Raw genomic sequence first — 18,479 nt, 5'->3', positions numbered from 1 at the left:
AATGGAGCGCTATCACTCCCACTCACTCAATCAGTAAGGCGAACGGCACTCACGGCGCGGGCCATAATTCGGCTGGAACGTGTTGTCCGAAGCACGGTAGCTGCGATAGTGATCGTAGCACCACTGCACATGCGAATTGCCCTCATAGACGCGATTGCGTTCGTTGTTGATGATGGCGCCGGTGATCAGCGCGCCGGTAGCGAAGGCCGCGAGCGGGAACCAATAATCGCCGTGGCGGCGATAGCCGGGGCGATATTCGCGATAGCCGCGATGGCCGTTCCAATAGATCACGCGATTGCGGGAAAAATTGCGGTCACGCGAAAAGCTGCGATTGTAGCGGTTCTTGCGCCACTCCTGGTACTGGACTGTCTGCACATCCGGCACCGCGACCTGGGATTGCGGCACATAGTTCGGTTGGGCGTTGACGGGCACCGCCTCCGCCGTAACGAATGTGGCCGAGAGCGTGGCTGCCAGCATACCCACTGTGATTCTGTTCATTGCTCTTCTCCTCGAGGGTTAGCGGACGTCCCCGTGCTGGGAAAACGAGTGGCCTATGCAATTGTTCCCGGGACAGGATGCCGCTGCGGGTAAAACGGCTGAGCTCCTTAGTTGCTCTCTCCGCTGATGCGGCGAGAGAGTGCCCCGACGGGGCGAAGCCATGTTTACGCACCCTCTTTTTCCGGTTGACCGGTCGAGGCACTCTCCCTATGTTCCGCGCAATTTCGAGGGCGGCTTTTGAGCCCGCGGGAGCGCGTAGCTCAGCCGGTAGAGCAACTGACTTTTAATCAGTAGGTCATGGGTTCGAATCCCATCGCGCTCACCAAATCGATATTCCACCATAACGAGCGGGGAGACTTTCCCACGCGCACGGCAGCAGCATTACGGCTCCGATCGATCCGATGGCTGTTGCCATCGACCGGTTGCCGACTGGCACGAAGCGTCAGCGCTTCCAGAAATCGCGGTGCGGCTCGTGCAACTCGTCCTCGATTTCGGGGAAGGGGCCAAAGACCTCCATCTTTTTCTGGCCGGAGCCGAACACGGTGCGCGAGGAGAGGCTCATCGTCGGGTTCTCAGGGTGGTCCCCGGTCAGCGCAAGGATCTTGGTCTCATCGCACCCGTAGACCAACCGCCCGATATTCGCCCAATACATCGTACCAGCGCACATCGCGCACGGCTCAAAGGTCGAGACCAGCGTGCATTGCCACAGGAACTCCGGCTCGTAGGCCGCCGCGGCGCGCCGGGCGATCTCGGTCTCGGCATGGCGCACCGTATCGAGATTGCCCTGCCGCATCAGGATGCGGTCGTCCGGCCCGACCAGGACGGCGCCGAAGGGATGATGCCCATGCGCCGCCGCCTCGCGCGCGACTTCATCGGCGGCGCGGAGGTGGGCGAGCATCTGATCGCGGGTCATGGCAAAATCCTGGCGCGCCGGCATCCAGTCGTTGAGCGGCTCTATGAGCCGAGATTGCTGCCAAGGAACGCTCGTGGCAAGAGCTAACCGCCGCTTGAGACCTTTGCGCTGGGATATCGGACCTTTGCCCTACAATCGCCGGCCGGTCTTGGCATCGAACAGGTGAGCACAGGCGCGGTCGATCTCGATGCGCACCGGCTCGCCCTGCTTGAGCGCAAGCCGTTCGCGGAAAAGGCAGGAGATCTCTTCGCCCCCACAATCCACCTTGGCGAAGATTTCCGACCCCGTCGCTTCCAGGAGCGTAACCTTGCCATCGATGCCTTGGGCGGTCGCACGAATATGTTCCGGGCGGATGCCATAGACGAGGTCGTTCCCCGAAGCATGCGCGGGGTGGATGCCTTCCGGCAGTGGCAGGACCAGCCCGCCGGTGCTGCGGAAAACGCCTTCCTCGATACGGCCGGCAATGAAGTTCATGGCGGGCGAGCCGATGAAGCCGGCAACGAAGAGATTGGCAGGGCGGTCGTAAAGGTCGAGCGGCGCGCCGATCTGCTCGACGAGGCCGTCGTGCAGCACGACTATCTTGTCGGCCATGGTCATGGCCTCGATCTGGTCGTGCGTGACATAGATCGTCGTGGTGCCCAGTCGCTGGTGCAGCGCCTTGATCTCGCCGCGCATCTGGACGCGCAATTTGGCGTCGAGATTGGAGAGCGGCTCGTCGAACAGGAAGACTTGCGGGTCGCGCACGATCGCGCGGCCCATGGCTACGCGTTGGCGCTGGCCGCCGGAAAGCTGGCGCGGGTAGCGGTCGAGCAACTTGTCGAGACCGAGAATGCTGGCAGCCCTGCCGACGCGGCTGACGGTGTCGGCCGGATCGGCTTTCTTGATCTTCAGGGCAAAGCCCATATTGTCTGCCACCGTCATATGCGGATAGAGCGCGTAGTTCTGGAACACCATGGCGATGTTCCTGTCCCGCGCCCGCAGATTGTTGACGATGCGATCGCCAATGGCGATCCTGCCGCCCGAGATCGTTTCAAGTCCGGCAATCATGCGCAGCAGCGTCGACTTTCCGCAGCCCGACGGACCGACCAGGATGACGAACTCGCCATCGGCGATATCGACGCTGACATCGTGAATGATCTTGGCCGTTCCGAAGGCCTTCTGCACGTTGTTGATTGTCACCGAAGCCATTGGGTTTCCTCGAAAAAAATTGGATGTAGGGTAGCGCTCAGCCGCCCTTGACGGCGCCGGCGGTCAGTCCGGCGACAATCTGCCTTTGTGCGAACATGGTCAGCACCAGCACCGGCAGCGTCACCACAAGTGCGGCGGCGGCGAGCGGTCCCCAGCTCACCTGTTCGTAGGAAAGCATGTTGTAGACGGCGACCGGCAGCGTGCGCGTTTCGCGGCTGGCGAGCACCACGCCGAAAACGAAATTGTTCCATGAGAAGATGACGGACAGGATGAAGGCAACCACGATGCCCGGCTTGGCGATGGGCAAGGCGACCAGGCGGAACACCTGCCAGGAGCTGGCGCCGTCGATGTTGGCCGCTTCCTCCAGCTCCATCGGCGTGGTCTCGAAATAGCCGATCATCACCCAGACGACGATCGGCACGGTCACCACCAGATGGATGATGATCTGCGGCCATAGCGTGCCGAGAATCCCGACCCATTGGAACAGCAGAAACAGCGGGATGAGATAGGAAAGCCCCGGCGTCATGCGGGCGATCATGATGACGACCGCCGACCGTTCGGCCTTGAGCCGTGCGATGCCATAGCCGGCCGGCACGCCGATCAGCAGTGCCAAAAGTGTCGCCGTGCCGGTCACCAGAACCGAATTCCAGAGATAGAGCAGGAAGTTGTTCTCCTCGAACACCTTTGCATAGTTCGACCAGGCGAGATGTTCGGGGATCAGGATCGGCGGATAGGCGCCGTTGTCGATCTCGAATTTCAGCGACAGCGAGATCATCCAGAGGAAGAACAGGATCGCCGGCGAGACGAAGACCAGGGCCGCGAAAAACAGCCCGATCTGGTTGAGCAGGCGTGAACTCATCTATTTGCCCTCCACGCCGATACACTGGGAGCGCTGGCGCAACATCAAGAGGATGAAGGACAGGGCGACGATGACGATGAAGAACACGACGGCCATGGCCGAGCCATAGCCGATGTCGTAGTAGGAGAAGGCGGTGTTGTAGAGATAGATGTTGATGGTCTCCGAGGCGGTGCCGGGTCCGCCCTGGGTCATCGCGTAGATGATGTCGAAGCTCTTCAGCGCATCGATGGTGCGGATGATCACCGCGATCATCAGGAACGGCGCGATCATCGGCAAGGTAAGATAACGGAATTGCTGCCAGGCATTGGCGCCATCGATCTCGGCGCTCTCGAATGGCTCGCGCGGCACGGACGCCAGGCCGCCCAGCACGATCAGCATCACCAGCGGTGTCCACTGCCAGGTCTCGACCGCGACCAGCGAGGGGATGACCGTGTTGGCGTTGAAGATCCATTCCTGCGCCGGGATGCCAACCAGCGACAGCAGGTAGTTGAGGACACCGAGCTGAGGATGGAACATCATGGTCCAGACCAGCGCCACGGCGACGGGCGTTGCCATCATCGGCATCACGAAAACGCCGCGCAACAAGCCGCGCAGCGGAAACCTGGCGTCGAAGATCAGGGCGGCGACAGTGCCGAGCAACATCGGCGCGGCAACCGAGAGGAAGGTGTAGCTCAAGGTGTGGAGCAGCGATTCCCAGAAGCGTTGGTCGACTGCCAGCCGAAAATAGTTTTCCATCCCGGCAAAGCTTCGTGACTGACCGAGCGTCCAGCGGTTGACGCTCATCCAGAGCGTGAAGGCCCAGGGAAAGACGATCACTGCGCCGACGACGACGAGCGCCGGAACGACGAAGGGCCAGTAGTTGGGAGCCAGCCGGATCGTCTGGCTCCCTTCGATGGCTTGCGTCGTCACCCCGGTGCGTTCTGGGGCGGTGGCGGACATCAGCCTTGCTCGCTCCTGTCGAGGACCGGCTGGAACTGTTCGGTGGCCTTCTTCAGCTCCTCCGCCGGATCGGCGCCGGCAATCAAATTGGTCAGCGCCACGCCGTAGATGTCGCGGAATTCGGTGACCGGGATGATGACCGGCAGCGACAGCCGGCTGACATTGCCGGAGCCGACCACCGCATCGAGCCAACTCGCCGGCATGGTGACGCCTTCGCGCACCTTGGGATCTTCAAGCACCGATTTGCGGAACGGGACACCGGCGCCTGCCTGCAGCAGGCGCGCGCCCATGGCCGGCGACACTGCCCACTGGCAGAACAGATAGGCGGCCTCCTTCTTCTCGCTGGCCGCCGTCACGCCGATGCCGTCGCCGAAGGTGCCCGAGGCGTGCGCCTTGGGGCCCTTGGGCATGACGCCATAGCCGACCTTGCCGACCACCCGCGATTTTTCCGGATTTTCCATCGGCGGGGCAAAGCCGACGCCGTCGAACCACATGCCGATCTTGCCTTGCAGGAAGGCGGACTGCGCTTCGGCCCAGTTGAAGCCGGTGACGCCTGGAGGCGCGGACTTGGTCATCAGCCTCTGGTAAAGACTGGCGGCCTCGATCGCCTCGGGCGACGTCGTGCGCAGCTTCCCCTGACCATCGAGTGGCGTCGTGTCGTAGCCGAGCATGAGCGACGTCCACACCGGCGTGTTGGCGTTCTTGATGCCGCGGGCGACGAAACCGTAGGTGTTGTTCGACGGGTCGGTCAGCGCCTCGGCAGCGGCCACCAGTTGCTCGAAGGTTTCAGGATATTTGAGACCCTTGGCCTCGAACAACTCCTTGTTCCAGTAGACGATCCAATAGTCGACCGAGAAAGGCAGCGAGCGCAGCACGCCCTTGCCGTCCTTGGCGAACAGCATGCCGGCATCTGCGAAATCACTTTCGACTAGGCCGGGGTCGGTCAGGGCGGGGTCAGTGAGATAGCCTGATATGTCGGCCAGCCAGCCGCCCTTTTCAAACTGCCGCTTCTGCACATGGTAGCTCAGATGCACGACATCGAAGCTCGGCTTGCCGGAACTCAGTTCGATCACCGTCTTCTGGCGCTGCTGCTGCTCGGGCGTCGCCTCGGCATTGACCTTGATCCCGGTCAGGTCCTCGAACTCGGCGAGATATTTTATGAGGGTGTCGCTGCGCGGGCTTTTGACCAGATTGACGTCGAGCGTCGTGCCGGCAAAGCGCTTCCAGTCGACGGCGGCGGCAAAGCTTGGGCGGACGCCCGCAAGCCCGGCGGCAGCGAGTGCCGCGGTTCCTTGCAAGAGTTGCCTCCTGGTTGGGTTGAACAGATTGGACGACATTTCTTCCTCCCGGTTGCTGTCGTTGTCGATTGCGCCGCGACCGCGGCGCGGCTCATGTTTCCTCAGATTTGCAGCGCCAGCCGGCGCGCCTTGTCGATGTGCAGGCTGATCGCCTCGACCGCCTTTTGCGGGTCGCGGCTCTCCATGGCTTCGATGACCGCGAGGTGCTCACGCATGACCGGCACGACGCGCCCGTCGATGCGGAAGCGCTCCTGATGGATCAGCCGGATCTTCACGGAATTGACCAGATAGGCCTTGGCGATGATCTCGTTGCCCAGCGCATCGATGAAAGTGTCGTGCATCGCCCAGTCGATCTTTTGGGCCTTGGCTTCCATTTCCGGCGTCGGAGTCTGCGAAAGGGCTTGCGCCAGCATCTCCTCATGTTCGCGTCGCAGGCGGGCAAGTTCCTCGTCGGGCGCGCTGGTGGTGAACAGCGCCACCGCTTCGCGCTCCATGAACAGGCGGAACTGAAAAGCCTCGCGGATCAGACTGATGTCGATATGGGCGATCTGCATGCCGCGCTGCGGGATCGTCGTCAGAAGCCCTTCGGCCTCGAGACGCGGCACGATCTCGCGAATGGCACCGAGCGGCAGGCCGGTGAAGGCAACCAGTTCGCGCTGCGACACGAATTGCCCCGGCAACAAATCGCGAGCCAGCAAATGCCGCGTGAAGCTGGCATAGGCTTTTTCCCTAAGGGTGGTCGGTTCGCTGCCGTCTTCCATTTCAGCGCGCTTCCCTTTGCCGGTCAGGCTGATTCCCTGGCAAACAGACTGTCATAGGCGACGGCAAGCTGTTGGCGCCCCTGCGAAGCGATCGGCTCCAGCGGTGGGCGGACCGCCAGCCAGCGGTCGTCGCCGGTCTTGCGCGCCACCATGACCTTCACCGCCGGCGTGACCGGATATTTGAGCAATTCGAGCACGAAACGCTCGACGCGGGTATCATCGCGCCCGTCCTCGGCCATGGCGCGGATTTCGCCGGTAACGAAATTGGCCATGCCGGAGATGGCGCCTTGAGCACCAATTCGCACCGCTCGCGCCAGATGCCGTTCGTCACCGATCAGGATGACCAGATCGCCATGGGCGCTGAGCAGCGCCTCGCTGTAGGCCCAGTCGCCGCCGGAATCCTTGACCCCCGCGACGACATCCGGAAAGGCGGTGCGCAAGCGGCCGATCAGGCCAAGCGAGAGCTTCACCATCGTGACAGATGGGATGTTGTAGAGAAGCACGTCACGGGCGAGCGGACCGAGCGCTGCAAAAACAGTGGAAAACCAGCCGAAAAGGCCGTCCTCGCCGACATTCTTGAAATAGCTCGGCGGCGCAAGCAGAATGTTGCGGGCGCCGCGGTGCAAGGCATGCCGTGCCTGTTCGGCGGCGTCCTCGGCCGCATCGACCAGCACGCCGGCAACAAGCTGATGTGGCAAGATGCCGGCAGCCAGCATGGCTTCGGTCACCGACCGCCGCTCCGAGGCGCCCACCGATGCGCCTTCGCCGGTGGTGCCGAAAAGCGTCACGCTGGTGCACCCCTCCGCCAGGCAACGCCTGGCCTGGGCGATCATCGGCGCGATGGCGATCTGCCCGGAGGCATCAAAAGGCGTGGTGAGGGCGGCTGAAAGGCCAAAGCGTGATGTCACCGGGAAGTCTCCGAAAGATGTTCGAAGGCAGTGATAGCCCACTAACATGTCAGTTGTAAATCTGGTTGGTGCGTTTTTCAAGGGCTGCTGGATGGTGATGGTCGGGCCCTTCACAGATCGTCTGGAAGACGGAGGGCTGGGCTCTCCGCTACTTGTGCCTTGTGGCGTTTCCCGACACGAGTCGCTGGGCAACAGGCTGCACATTTTCCTTGTAGGTAATGCACCTGTCGTAAACCTTGTTCACCACGCGCTCCTTGCCAATTCGCTCCCACTCCGGCGTCCAAGGCGCATCCCAGTCAAAGTGCTGCGAGATGAGGAATTCTCTGTCGAAGCACTGCGGATCCCGATCCAGAATCTGGCGCGCTTCATCCGCCAATGGCGTATAGGCTTTGACCGCAGCCATCTTCCTGGTGCGAGCAGCCGAATCCAGTTGAGTTTCCACTTCGATAACCCCCGGCACATTGGGGACTGCGGCAGTGCAAAGCTGCTTGCGCCCTGGCCGTGTGCTTTGCAGCAGCCTATTGAGGGCATTGCCGAATGCATATGCCAGATCGTGCATCGGATTGTAGCCATCGACCGCGTCCGAGACGATTTGCACGTCCTTCATATCAGACACATCGAGGTTGATTCTCGCCAGCACATCGGCAAAGACTCCACAGTCCCTAGCCAACAGCGCTTTATACCAGGCGGCGTCCGGAATATCGCCAAACACCGCCCCAGCGGTTGCGCCAACAGCTTCCACCACGTCGCGTGAATATTGGGTTCGGGCAGAGTGGCGGCCGCCTGAACCATCCGTCAAAAGGTAGATTCGCGGTTTCTTGAGCTCAAGCCAGTGATGAATCCTAAGCTCATGCCCGGGATGTGCAAGGATCAGCACATATTGCAACTTTTCGGACAAGCTACGGCTCCAATCCGGGTTTCGGCACACATCCGCGCCTTGGATCGCATCAAGGCGACTAGGCATCAAAGGTTCCCAACATCGAGTTGGCGCGGTTCAATTTTGTACAAGCTTGTCGGGTCAATGCCTTCAAACTAAGAACGCTGCCTAGCATCTGTTATCCTCGCAGCCAATGCGCTTGCGAAACAGCTAAGGAGGCGGCATTGCGGGTTCTCATTACCAATCTGTTCGCGTCGCAAAACAGCGGTACCGAAGCCGTTGTCGAATTGCTGGCCGACGGGCTTCGCGGTGCCGGTCATCAAACCATGGTGCTGGCTCCAACCCTTGGCGATATGGCCGACAGAATGCGCCGACGAGGACACCATGTGGTCGACCGGATTGCAGAAATCGTCGAAAAGCCCGACATCATCCATGGCCAACATTTGACGCCTTGCCTGACCGCGCTGGCGCGGTTTCCCGATGTGCCAGCCGTGTTTTCCTGCCACAGCGCTTTCTTCGAAGTCGAAGCTCCCATGCTTCATCCACAGATACGCCGCTGGATCGCGGTCGATGAAGCCTGCAAGGCCAAATGCCTGTCACGCGGCGTACCGGCTGACAAATTGGACCTCATCTACAACGCGGTCGACCTTCAACGTTTCAAGCCCCGCCTGCCGCTGCCTTCCAGACCCGCCAGAGGGCTGCTGCTGACCAAGAATTTCGAACACCAGCAGGCAGTGCGCGAAGCCTGCTCGAAAAGCAACGTTCACCTGGATGAGTTGGGTCCGGCTACAGGACGCTTTTCTCATCAACTCGAAAAGGATTTGCTCGAATACGACATCGTGTTTGCAACCGCCCGTATGGCCATTGAAGCCGCCGCGGTGGGGTGCTCAGTCGCCGTCTGCGACGCGCGTGGCTTCGCCGGCTTGCTGGATACGGCAAACATGAAGGCATGGCGGCAAATGAACCTAGGCGTTGGCCTTTTGACCAAGCCGACCACCGTCACAAATCTGATGGAAGCGATCTCGCGGTTTGATGCCGGCGATGCCGCCAAGGTTTCCGCCTATTTTCGCGAAGTGGCTGATATCTCGCACTTCGTCGATGAGCATCTCAGGGTCTACAATCAGTCCATTGAGGCCGATACGGATACGACCGCTGACGAACGCTCGCTGGCCACCGCGTGCTGGATCGAGGAAATCGGCGTATCGCTTCCGCCGCGCAGATGGGCCGCCATCGTGAAGGAGATGCATGGATGGCAGACTTCGCCAGATCAGGCCGCGCTTGTGGAATTGCTGCGATCAAACACAAAAACGTTGGAGAGCAACATCGCAGCGTTGACGGAGCTTGGAAAACAGGTCGGATCCATTGGACCGGAAATTGGAAAAATTGGCCCGATCCTGGATGTCTCCATTTCGCTCAACAGTGCGGCTGAGGACAACCGGGCTGCATTGCATCGAATTGACAAGGAGCTTTCGAGCCTTTCAAGTTTCGTCAGCGAGACGAAACGGCTCTACAACGGCATGATCCCGCTGCTTATGAGAAAAATGTTTCTTCGGGCTCGCAGGCGAGGTTGAAGGGTGTGTGACGACTTACGCGGCTACGCAATTTGCACATCGCCGAGATCTGGCAGTAATTTCCTGTGCCAGCATCTCAGTGGCACTGGTGTGCTTGGACACCCGCTCGAATATTTCAATTGGCGGGGGCGCCGGTTTTTCGACGATCCAGACTTTCCCGAAAATGTAGTCGGGCAGGTCGAAAAAATTCTCACGATGGGCGCAACTCCCAATCGTATCTACGGTCTGAAAATCTTTGCTCACCAGCATGATTGGATTTCAGGACAGATCGACTGGTTCGATGCGCTTCCGAATCTCCAGTTCATCTTTCTTTCGAGGCGAGACCTTCTCGGGCAGGCTATATCCTGGGCGAGAGCTCTCCAGACCAGTCAGTACCGATCGACTCAGCAATCGAGTCAAACAGCGGTGTTCGATGCTGAGCTGATTCAGAGGCAACTCGACGCGCTGGTCCGGGAAAGGGCGCGCTGGGAGATGTTTTTTGCCCGAACCGGGATTAGCCCTCTCCGGCTCGAATACGAGTCGATAGTCGAAACTCCACCGTATGCCGTCCGTCAGGTCGCGGACATGATGGGCGTGGCGCTTCAACGCAGCCCGGATTCCATCAGCGTTGGGATCCAACAACAGCGAGATTCGATCAGTCTCGAATGGGCAGATCGTTTCAAAGGGGAACGCGGCAATCCAAATAGACTGGACCTTGTATAGACCTGTCTGCATGCAGCGGTGACGAGCGCCGAGCGGATCAGGGGCCAAGCTGCCCTTCAGGAGCCTTCGAAAACCAGCGAAACGTTGCCTCCTGCATGTCGCTCGAGGCGGCCGGCGAGGTCGAGTTCCAGCAGCACCATGAAGACCTGGGCCGGGTGCAGGGCGGTGTGGCGGATGATCTCGTCGATCGGCACGGGCGTCGGGCCGAGCGCCTCGATGACTCGGGCGCGATCGCTTTCGCCGGGCGGCGGCGTGACCGAGAAGTCGGGCGGCTCTTCGAACGGCGGCACGTCGGGCGCCCGCATGCCGGTCAGCGGGGCAATCGCCCTGGAAATGTCCGATGCCTCGGTGACCAGGGTGGCGCCGTCCTTGAGCAGGCCGTTGGTGCCGGCGGCGCGTGGGTCGAGCGGTGAGCCCGGGACGGCGAAGACCAGCCGGCCCATTTCGCCCGCGAGCCTGGCGCTGATCAACGATCCCGAGCGTTGTGCTGCCTCGACAACCACCAGCCCAAGGGCCGCGCCCGCGATGAGGCGGTTGCGGCGCGGGAAATCCTGTGCGCGCGGCTGCCAGCCGAACGGCATTTCCGATATGACGGCGCCGCGCTCAGCGATTTCCTCGCACAAGCCGGCATTTTCGGGCGGGTAGGGCAGGTCGAGGCCACCAGCCAGAACACCGATCGTACCGGTCGCAAGACTGCCCTGATGCGCCGCCGTGTCGATGCCGCGCGCCAGGCCGGAGACGATTGCGTAGCCGTCGCGTCCGAGTTCCGCCGCCAGCATGCGCGCCATCTTGATGCCGGCCAGCGATGCGTTGCGGGCGCCCACGATGGCGACCCCCGGCAGCCGGAACACTGCGGCATTGCCTTTGACCGCCAGCAGCGGTGGCGGATTGTCCATGTTGCGCAAAAGCGGCGGATAGTCTGTCTCACCGATGCCGACAAAGCGCGCGCCAGCCTTTCTGGCCGTTTCCAATTCGGCCTCGGCTTCGGCAATGGAAGGAATGCGGGCGATGCGTTTGGCGCCGCCTGAAATCATCAGCTCCGGCAGTATTTCGAGCGCCACTTCGGCTGAACCGAAGCGGTTGATCAGGTCGCGAAAAGAGGCGGGGCCGACATTCTGAGTGCGGATCAGCCGCAGCCAGCTCAGCCGCTGCCGGTCGCTGAGGCGCGGCCCGGCAGCCGGCTCGCTCACTCCCTGGCTCCGATCTTGCCCTCGTTGCCGGCAAGCAGGCGCGAAATGTTTTCCCGGTGCTTGATAAAGACGATGATGCTCATCACCACGAACAGGGCGGCATTCTGCGGCGTGCTGAAGAGATAGAGGGCGATCGGCACGACGACGGCTGCCGTCAGGGCCGCCAGCGAGGAATATCGGAACAGGAATGCCATCACCAGCCAGACGATGGCGAAGATCAGCGCTACCTGCCAGGCAAGGGCGATCAGCACGCCGAGATAGGTGGCGACGCCCTTGCCGCCCTTGAAGCCCAGCCATGCCGGGAAGAGATGGCCGAGAAAGGCGCCAAGGCCTGCCCAGATCGCCAGTTCAGGCGAAAAATGGCCTGATATCAGCACGGCGGCCGTGCCCTTCAGCGCGTCGAGCAGCAGCGTCGCGGCGGCAAGGCCCTTGTTGCCGGTGCGCAGAACATTGGTGGCGCCGATGTTGCCGGAGCCGATCTTGCGCACATCGCCAAGGCCGGCCGCGCGGGTGAGCAGAAGTCCGAAAGGAATCGAACCGAGCAAATAGCCGAACACCAATGCCAGGAGCAGGCTGTAAGTCATTGTTTCCCCCGCATTTCCCCCAGTTTAGCCGGGTCAGGCGCGGTGCGCGGTGGCCAGCTCAGAACGAGAACACTGTGCGGCCCGCCACCAACGTTTGCAAGACCCTGCCTTGCATGCGTGCGCCTTCGAAACATGTGTTCTTCGAGCGCGAACGAATGCCGCTCTCGCTGACGATCCAGGGTTCGTCGAGATCGACAAGCGCAAGATCGGCGACAGCGCCCGGCTTCAGCGTGCCGCCGGGCAGTCCGAACAATCTCGCAGGGGCGGTGGACAAGGTTTCGACCAGCCTCAGCAACGGCACGTCGCCATTGTGGTAGAGCCGCAATGCCGCGCCCAACAGGGTTTCGAGCCCGATGGCACCGGCCGCCGCATCGGCGAAGGGCAGGCGCTTGGTGTCGACATCCTGAGGATCATGCGAGGAGACGATGATGTCGATGGTGCCGTCCCTGACTGCCTCGATCATCGCCAGCCGGTCTTCTTCGGCGCGCAAGGGCGGCGTCAGGCGAAAGAAGGTGCGGTATTCGCCGACATCGTTTTCATTCAGCGACAGATTGTGGATCGCGACGCCTGATGTCACGGCGGCACCGTCGGCTTTCGCACGCGTCACGGCGTTTGCCGCCATCGCCGTCGAGATCTTTGCCGCATGGTACGAACCGCGCGTCAGCCGAGCCAGCGCAAGGTCGCGCTCCAGCGGGATGGATTCGGCTTCGCGCGGAATGCCGGAGAGGCCGAGCCAGCTGGCGTAGAGGCCTTCATTCATCACGCCGGACGAGCCGAGGTCGGCGTCCTGCGTCTCATGCACGATGGTGGCGCCGAAGTCGCGTGCATAGGTCAGCGCACGGCGCATCATCAGCGCGCTCGATATTGTGTGGCGGCCATCGGTGAAGGCGACGGCGCCGGCTTCGCGCAGCAGGCCGAACTCCGTCATTTCGCGCCCGTCGAGGCCCTTGGTGATTGCCGCCGCCGGAAAGACGTTGACGCTTGCCGTCTCCTTGGCGGTGCGCAGCACGAACTCGACCAGCGCCACATTGTCGATCACCGGATCGGTGTCGGGCATCATGACGATAGAGGTGACGCCGCCGGCTGCCGCCGCGACACTTGCCGATGCAATGGTCTCGCGATGCTCGCCGCCCGGCTCGCCGATGAAGACGCGGCCGTCGATCAGGCCTGGAACGATCGCCTTGCCGGCGCAGTCGACGACGACAGCGCCCTCGGGCGTGCCCTGGTTCAGCGCCGCCTTGCCGGCGGCAACGATCTTGCGGCCGTCGACGATGACGGTGCCGACTTCGTCGAGGCCGCGCGAGGGGTCGACGATGCGGGCGCGCTCAAAGACCGTTGTGCTCATGCGCCACGGCCTTCGTGATTGCGACCCTCTTGATTGCGACGGGGGTCGAGCAGGGCTTCCATCACGGCCATACGCACGGCAACGCCCATCTCGACTTGTTCCTGGATGACGCTCTGCGGACCGTCGGCGATTTCCGAGGCGATCTCGACGCCGCGGTTCATCGGACCGGGGTGCATCACCAGCGCGTCGTCCTTGGCGGCCTTCAACTTCTCGGCATCGAGGCCGAAATAGCGGAAATATTCACGCACCGAAGGCACGAAGGAGCCCTCCATGCGCTCGCGCTGCAAGCGCAGCATCATCACCACGTCGGCGCCCTTGAGGCCCTCGGCCATCGAGCGGGTGACGATCACGCCCATCTTCTCGATGCCCGACGGCAGCAGCGTCGACGGTGCGACGACGCGCACCTGCGCGCCAAGCGCGTTGAGCAGCATGATGTTCGAGCGCGCCACGCGCGAGTGCAGGATATCGCCGCAGATCGCCACGATCAGCTTCGACAGCGGGCCTTTGGCGCGGCGGATGGTCAGTGCGTCGAGCAGTGCCTGTGTCGGGTGCTCATGCGCGCCGTCGCCGGCATTGACGACGGAGCAACCGACCTTCTGCGCCAGAAGGGCTGCAGCGCCGGCCGATTGGTGGCGGATGATCAGGATGTCGGGGCGCATGGCGTTCAACGTCATCGCCGTGTCGATCAGCGTCTCGCCCTTCTTCACCGAGGAGCTCGCCACCGACATGTTCATGACATCGGCGCCCAGCCGCTTTCCGGCCAGTTCGAACGACGACTGCGTACGCGTCGACGCTTCATAGAACAGGTTGATCTGGGTGCGGCCGCGCAGCGTCGAGGTTTTTTTCTCGGACTGCCGCGAGATCGCGACCGCGCGGTCCGCACGGTCGAGCAATAGCTCTATGTCGGCGGGGGAAAGATCGCGGATGCCCAGAAGATGGCGGTGAGGGTAGGGTGGCAGGGACGAGGCGTCGGTCATCTCAAGGCGCTGCTATAGGGTGGAGATTTTGCGGCTGCAAGCGCCAGCTTTGGATTGGAGCCGTTCTCCTCAATTTTTTCGTGTAGATGGCCGATTAAATCGGCCGGTATTTTCATCGCGCGCGCCGCATGGCTTGGGCTATATCTAGCCGACGGCTTCGGATTCGTGGCTTTCTGACGAGAAGGGCCTTTCTGCCGATAGAAGGATTGGGCGTGACCGACGACGTGACGAACCAGCCGCCGCCGCTTACGGGCGGCAACGCCTGGCGGGGCGATCCGTTGCTGATCCAGCTCGCGGAGCGTTTTTCCGATCCGGTGCGCAAGGATCTCGACGGGCTCGGCCGGTTCGTGCTGACGCAAGAGGCGCAGGAACTGGCCCGGCTCGCCAATGTCGAGACGCCGAAGCTCAGGACGCATGACCGCCAGGGACGGCGCATCGATGTGGTCGAGTTCCATCCCGCCTACCACGCCTTGATGCGCCGCTCTGTGGCCAACGGGCTGCATTCCTCGGTCTGGGAAAACGGCGACGCCGAGATCGGCCGCCGCCATCAGGTCCGTGCCGCCCGGTTCTATCTGACGGCGGAGCTCGAGACCGGGCATCTCTGCCCCATCACCATGACCAACGCTTCGCTGGCGGCTTTGATGGCCAGCCCAAAACTATTTCGCGAATGGGCGCCGCGTGTGACGACGCGCAAATACGACCACAGCCAAAAGCCGCCGGTCGAGAAGACCGGGCTGACACTCGGCATGGGCATGACCGAGAAACAGGGCGGCACCGATGTGCGCGCCAATGTGACAAGGGCGGAACGTGCCGGCAGCGGGTTTTATCGCCTGACCGGACACAAATGGTTCATGTCGGCGCCGATGTCCGACGCGTTCCTGGTGCTGGCGCAGGCGCCGGAGGGATTGTCGTGCTTTCTGGTGCCGCGCGTTCTCGGTGACGGGTCGGGCAACGGCTTCCGTTTTCAGCGGCTGAAGGACAAGCTCGGCAACCGTTCCAACGCGTCCTCCGAAGTGGAATTCGTCAACGCCATAGGCGAGATGGTCGGCGAACCGGGTGCCGGCGTGAAGACGATCATGGACATGGTCACCCTGACCCGGCTGGATTGTGCCATCGCGTCCTCGGCGATCATGCGTGCGGGCCTCGCCGAGGCCGTTCATCACGCGCGCCACCGACAGGTGTTCGGCTCGACACTGATCGAGCAACCCTTGATGCAGCGCGTGCTGGCCGATATGGCGCTCGACGTGGCGGCAGCCACCGCGCTGTCGTTCCGGCTGGCGAGGTCCTTCGACGAGGCGGCGAGCGATCGCGGTGAAGCGGCCTTTGCCCGCGCCATGACGCCCGTCGTCAAATACTGGGTCTGCAAGATCGCGCCGCCGCTGCTCTACGAGGCGATGGAGTGTCTCGGCGGCAATGGCTATGTCGAGGAGGCGCCGCTCGCCCGCTATTATCGCGAGGCCCCGGTCAACGCGATCTGGGAAGGCTCGGGCAATGTCATGGCGCTCGACGTGCTGCGCGTGCTTGGCCGCGCGCCTGGCCTGTTCGAGGACGTGCTGACCGGCATCGACCGTGACCTCGGCACTGGCGGACGCGGCACGATCGGCGTGCTGAAGGCGGCGATGCAGGTTGCGTCAACCGATGAGGGCTCGGCCCGTCTGCTCACCGAACAACTGGCGCTGTCGGCTGCGGCAGCGGAGTTGCGCCGTCTCGGGGCAGGGCGGATCGCAGATGCTTTCGTCGAGACGCGTTTGGCCGGCCAATGGCGCAACACCTATGGCATGCTCGATTCGCGCCACGATGCGCGCATGATCATCGACACGCTCTATCCGCCGGTCAACTGAGCGGCAAGCATCACAAGAACTGGCGTTTGATGCGTCGGCGGCCATCCCCATGCATATGGCTAGAGCGGAATGAATTGAGGCTGAATCGGCGTGGGATTCCCTTAGGCGTGCATATCTGATTGAACTAAACCGCTGCCGCGGTAGCTGATGCGCGGGTCTGGCCTGAGGAGGCCCCCGTCTGAGAAGATTTGGTGTTGAGCCAACCTTCCAGACAGGAGAACCCCAGATGGCCCAGATAAGCCCTCTGCGTCAGCGGATGATTGAAGATCTGACGATCCGCAATTTGTCACCGGAGACCCAGCGATCCTACGTGCATCACGTGGCGAAGTTCAGTCGATTTTTTGGACGATCACCCGATCAACTGGGATACGAAGAGGTGCGCGCCTATCAGGCCCACTTGGTGGGCCGAAGGGTCTCGTGGGGTGCGTTGAACCAGACCGTTTGCGCCTTGCGTTTCTTCTACGGCGTGACGCTGGGTCGATCTGATCTGCCTGAGCGGATCGCTTACGCCCGGACGCCGCGCAAGTTGCCGATCGTGCTGAGCGCCGATGAGGTGGTCGGCTTTCTGCAGGCCGTGAAGGGGACGAGGAACCGGGTCGCTCTGATGACCACCTATGCGGTGGGCTTACGCGCCGCGGAGGCGGCGCGTCTGCAGGTGACGGACATCGATAGCAGCCGGATGATCATTCGCATCGAGCAGGGCAAGGGCGGCAAGGACCGCTATGTGATGCTGTCGCCGCAGCTGCTGGAGATTTTGCGCGTCTATTGGCGGTTGACCAAGCCGGGGCGATGGCTATTTCCTCGGCGCGATGGCCGCGGCCCGATCCACCCACAGACCTTAGGGATCGCCTGTCGAGCAGCCTGCGAGTTCCTGGGCGTTGAGAAGCGGGTGACGGTGCACACCCTTCGCCACAGCTTCGCCACCCACCTTTTGGAAGCCGGCACGGACATAAGGATCATTCAGGTGCTGCTGGGCCATCGCAGCCTGGCGACGACGACACTATACGCCCAGGTCTCAACGGCTGTGATCGGCCGGACTGCCAGTCCTTTTGACCAACTCCGCATGGAGATCACGGCGCCCGGCTGAGCCGCGCGCCATGCGCCCGGATCTGGAAGTGGCGGATGTACTCCACCGTCACGGGGCTGATTATCGCCGCGACCATGCCGGCCATCTCGGGCGTGTCGAGCGCCGGGTTATGGCCGCGGTGGAGGCGTGCCGGACCGCGGCCCTGGGCGGTCACGCCGAACACTGCGCCGACTGCGGTCTCGTGCGGCAAGCCTATAACTCCTGCCGCAACCGTCACTGCCCCAAGTGCCAGGGTCTAGCCCGCGCCCAGTGGCTGGCCGAGCGGCAGGCTGAGCTGCTGCCGGTCCCATACTTCCACGTGGTCTTCACCGTCCCGGCCCAGATCGCTGAGATCGCCTTCCAGAACAAGGCGGCGGTCTATACGATCCTGTTCAAGGCCGCATCCGAAGCCTTGAGGGTGGCGGCGGCCGATCCCAGGCATCTGGGCGCCGAGATCGGCATGGTGGCCGTGCTTCATACTTGGGGTCAAAATCTCCACCATCATCCGCATGTCCACTGCGTCGTGCCGGGCGGCGGCCTGTCGCTCGAGCCTGCCACGGCGAAGGCCGGGGACCAGCGATGGATCGCCTGCCGGCCGGGATTTTTCCTGCCCGTGCGGGTTCTGTCGCGTCTGTTCAGGCGGCTATTCCTGGGGCGCCTGCAGGACGCCTTCGACGCCGGCCAGCTTCGCTTCTTCAGCGATCTCGCCAGCCTGGCCGACCCTGCCACTTTCTGCGCCCAACTGACTGGACTGAAGCGCATCGAATGGGTCGTCTACGCCAAGCCCCCGTTCGGCGGTCCCGAACAGGTCCTCGCCTATCTGGGCCGCTACACCCATCGCGTCGCCATCGCCAACAGCCGCCTCGTGAGCCTGGACCAGGGAAAGGTCAGCTTCCGCTGGAAGGACTCCACCACGACAAGTCCAAACACAAGCTCATGACCTTAAGCGCCGACGAGTTCAT

At 62.4% G+C, this 18,479-nt stretch carries 17 protein-coding genes, 1 tRNA gene and 1 pseudogene; 6 read left to right on the top strand and 13 right to left on the bottom strand.

The features are described 5' to 3' along the window. Nucleotides 1-30 precede the first annotated feature (30 nt). Nucleotides 31-498: a BA14K family protein gene (locus tag NKJ01_RS25860; RefSeq protein ID WP_352732181.1), complete on the bottom strand. Its 468-nt coding sequence runs from the start codon at nucleotides 496-498 to the stop codon at nucleotides 31-33. 249 nt (nucleotides 499-747) lie between these two features. Here NKJ01_RS25860 and NKJ01_RS25855 point away from each other — a divergent pair. Beyond that, nucleotides 748-823, top strand: a tRNA-Lys gene (locus NKJ01_RS25855). 117 nt (nucleotides 824-940) lie between these two features. Here the strand turns inward: NKJ01_RS25855 and NKJ01_RS25850 are convergent. The 8 genes from NKJ01_RS25850 to NKJ01_RS25815 form a co-directional block, all read right to left on the bottom strand. After that, entirely contained in the window at nucleotides 941-1,411 is a 471-nt protein-coding gene (locus NKJ01_RS25850) for a nucleoside deaminase (RefSeq protein ID WP_352732178.1), read from the bottom strand. 129 nt (nucleotides 1,412-1,540) lie between these two features. Beyond that, nucleotides 1,541-2,599, bottom strand: a complete 1,059-nt coding sequence (locus NKJ01_RS25845) for an ABC transporter ATP-binding protein (protein ID WP_352732176.1) — start codon at nucleotides 2,597-2,599, stop codon at nucleotides 1,541-1,543. A 37-nt stretch (nucleotides 2,600-2,636) separates the two neighbouring features. After that, nucleotides 2,637-3,458 carry a carbohydrate ABC transporter permease gene (locus NKJ01_RS25840; RefSeq protein ID WP_056587473.1) on the bottom strand — a complete coding sequence of 274 codons (822 nt, stop codon included), beginning with the start codon at nucleotides 3,456-3,458 and terminating at the stop codon, nucleotides 2,637-2,639. After that, a complete protein-coding gene (locus NKJ01_RS25835) occupies nucleotides 3,459-4,397 on the bottom strand; it encodes a carbohydrate ABC transporter permease (RefSeq protein ID WP_352732174.1) in 939 nt (312 codons plus the stop codon). After that, nucleotides 4,397-5,734, bottom strand: a complete 1,338-nt coding sequence (locus NKJ01_RS25830; protein WP_352732171.1) for an ABC transporter substrate-binding protein — start codon at nucleotides 5,732-5,734, stop codon at nucleotides 4,397-4,399. Before NKJ01_RS25830 ends, NKJ01_RS25835 begins: the two co-directional genes overlap by 1 nt. Before the next feature lie 62 nt (nucleotides 5,735-5,796). Continuing rightward, nucleotides 5,797-6,456 (bottom strand): GntR family transcriptional regulator, encoded by a 660-nt coding sequence (locus NKJ01_RS25825; RefSeq protein ID WP_023759287.1) that lies wholly within the window; start codon nucleotides 6,454-6,456, stop codon nucleotides 5,797-5,799. Nucleotides 6,457-6,479: 23 nt separating this feature from the next. Beyond that, complete coding sequence (locus tag NKJ01_RS25820; RefSeq protein ID WP_352732169.1) at nucleotides 6,480-7,364, bottom strand: dihydrodipicolinate synthase family protein; 885 nt, start codon at nucleotides 7,362-7,364, stop codon at nucleotides 6,480-6,482. 148 nt (nucleotides 7,365-7,512) lie between these two features. After that, entirely contained in the window at nucleotides 7,513-8,262 is a 750-nt protein-coding gene (locus NKJ01_RS25815) for a hypothetical protein (protein ID WP_245266604.1), read from the bottom strand. A 203-nt stretch (nucleotides 8,263-8,465) separates the two neighbouring features. On the opposite strand from NKJ01_RS25815, the gene NKJ01_RS25810 reads away from it, so the two are divergent. After that, nucleotides 8,466-9,812 (top strand): glycosyltransferase, encoded by a 1,347-nt coding sequence (locus NKJ01_RS25810; protein WP_352732166.1) that lies wholly within the window; start codon nucleotides 8,466-8,468, stop codon nucleotides 9,810-9,812. 3 nt (nucleotides 9,813-9,815) lie between these two features. Next, nucleotides 9,816-10,514 carry a Stf0 family sulfotransferase gene (locus NKJ01_RS25805; RefSeq protein ID WP_084025411.1) on the top strand — a complete coding sequence of 233 codons (699 nt, stop codon included), beginning with the start codon at nucleotides 9,816-9,818 and terminating at the stop codon, nucleotides 10,512-10,514. Nucleotides 10,515-10,570: 56 nt separating this feature from the next. Here the strand turns inward: NKJ01_RS25805 and dprA are convergent, their stop codons facing one another. The 4 genes from dprA to NKJ01_RS25785 are packed head-to-tail and all read right to left on the bottom strand — an operon-like array spanning nucleotide 10,571 to nucleotide 14,610. After that, nucleotides 10,571-11,704 (bottom strand): DNA-processing protein DprA, encoded by a 1,134-nt coding sequence (gene dprA / locus NKJ01_RS25800; protein ID WP_352732163.1) that lies wholly within the window; start codon nucleotides 11,702-11,704, stop codon nucleotides 10,571-10,573. Beyond that, the gene (plsY, locus tag NKJ01_RS25795) at nucleotides 11,701-12,288 is read right to left on the bottom strand and encodes a glycerol-3-phosphate 1-O-acyltransferase PlsY (RefSeq protein WP_352732161.1); all 588 of its coding nucleotides are present in this window, start codon (nucleotides 12,286-12,288) and stop codon (nucleotides 11,701-11,703) included. The genes dprA and plsY overlap by 4 nt, the downstream gene beginning before the upstream one ends. Nucleotides 12,289-12,346: 58 nt before the next feature. After that, nucleotides 12,347-13,633, bottom strand: coding sequence for a dihydroorotase (locus NKJ01_RS25790; protein ID WP_352732158.1), 1,287 nt, complete (start codon nucleotides 13,631-13,633; stop codon nucleotides 12,347-12,349). Beyond that, entirely contained in the window at nucleotides 13,630-14,610 is a 981-nt protein-coding gene (locus NKJ01_RS25785; protein WP_352732155.1) for an aspartate carbamoyltransferase catalytic subunit, read from the bottom strand. Before NKJ01_RS25785 ends, NKJ01_RS25790 begins: the two co-directional genes overlap by 4 nt. A gap of 212 nt (nucleotides 14,611-14,822) precedes the next feature. On the opposite strand from NKJ01_RS25785, the gene NKJ01_RS25780 reads away from it, so the two are divergent. The 3 genes and pseudogenes from NKJ01_RS25780 to NKJ01_RS25770 all read left to right on the top strand — a co-directional run. Then, the gene (locus NKJ01_RS25780) at nucleotides 14,823-16,451 is read left to right on the top strand and encodes a DNA alkylation response protein (RefSeq protein WP_352606204.1); all 1,629 of its coding nucleotides are present in this window, start codon (nucleotides 14,823-14,825) and stop codon (nucleotides 16,449-16,451) included. A gap of 226 nt (nucleotides 16,452-16,677) precedes the next feature. Then, nucleotides 16,678-17,538 (top strand): site-specific integrase, encoded by an 861-nt coding sequence (locus NKJ01_RS25775; protein WP_023731897.1) that lies wholly within the window; start codon nucleotides 16,678-16,680, stop codon nucleotides 17,536-17,538. Between the two features lie 10 nt (nucleotides 17,539-17,548). Then, a pseudogene (locus NKJ01_RS25770) lies at nucleotides 17,549-18,479 on the top strand (IS91 family transposase); the annotation flags it as partial.

It is taken from the genome of Mesorhizobium sp. M0276 (assembly GCF_040321755.1).
Taxonomy (GTDB): Bacteria; Pseudomonadota; Alphaproteobacteria; order Rhizobiales; family Rhizobiaceae; genus Mesorhizobium.
This window is presented reverse-complemented; position numbering and strand designations above follow the sequence as displayed.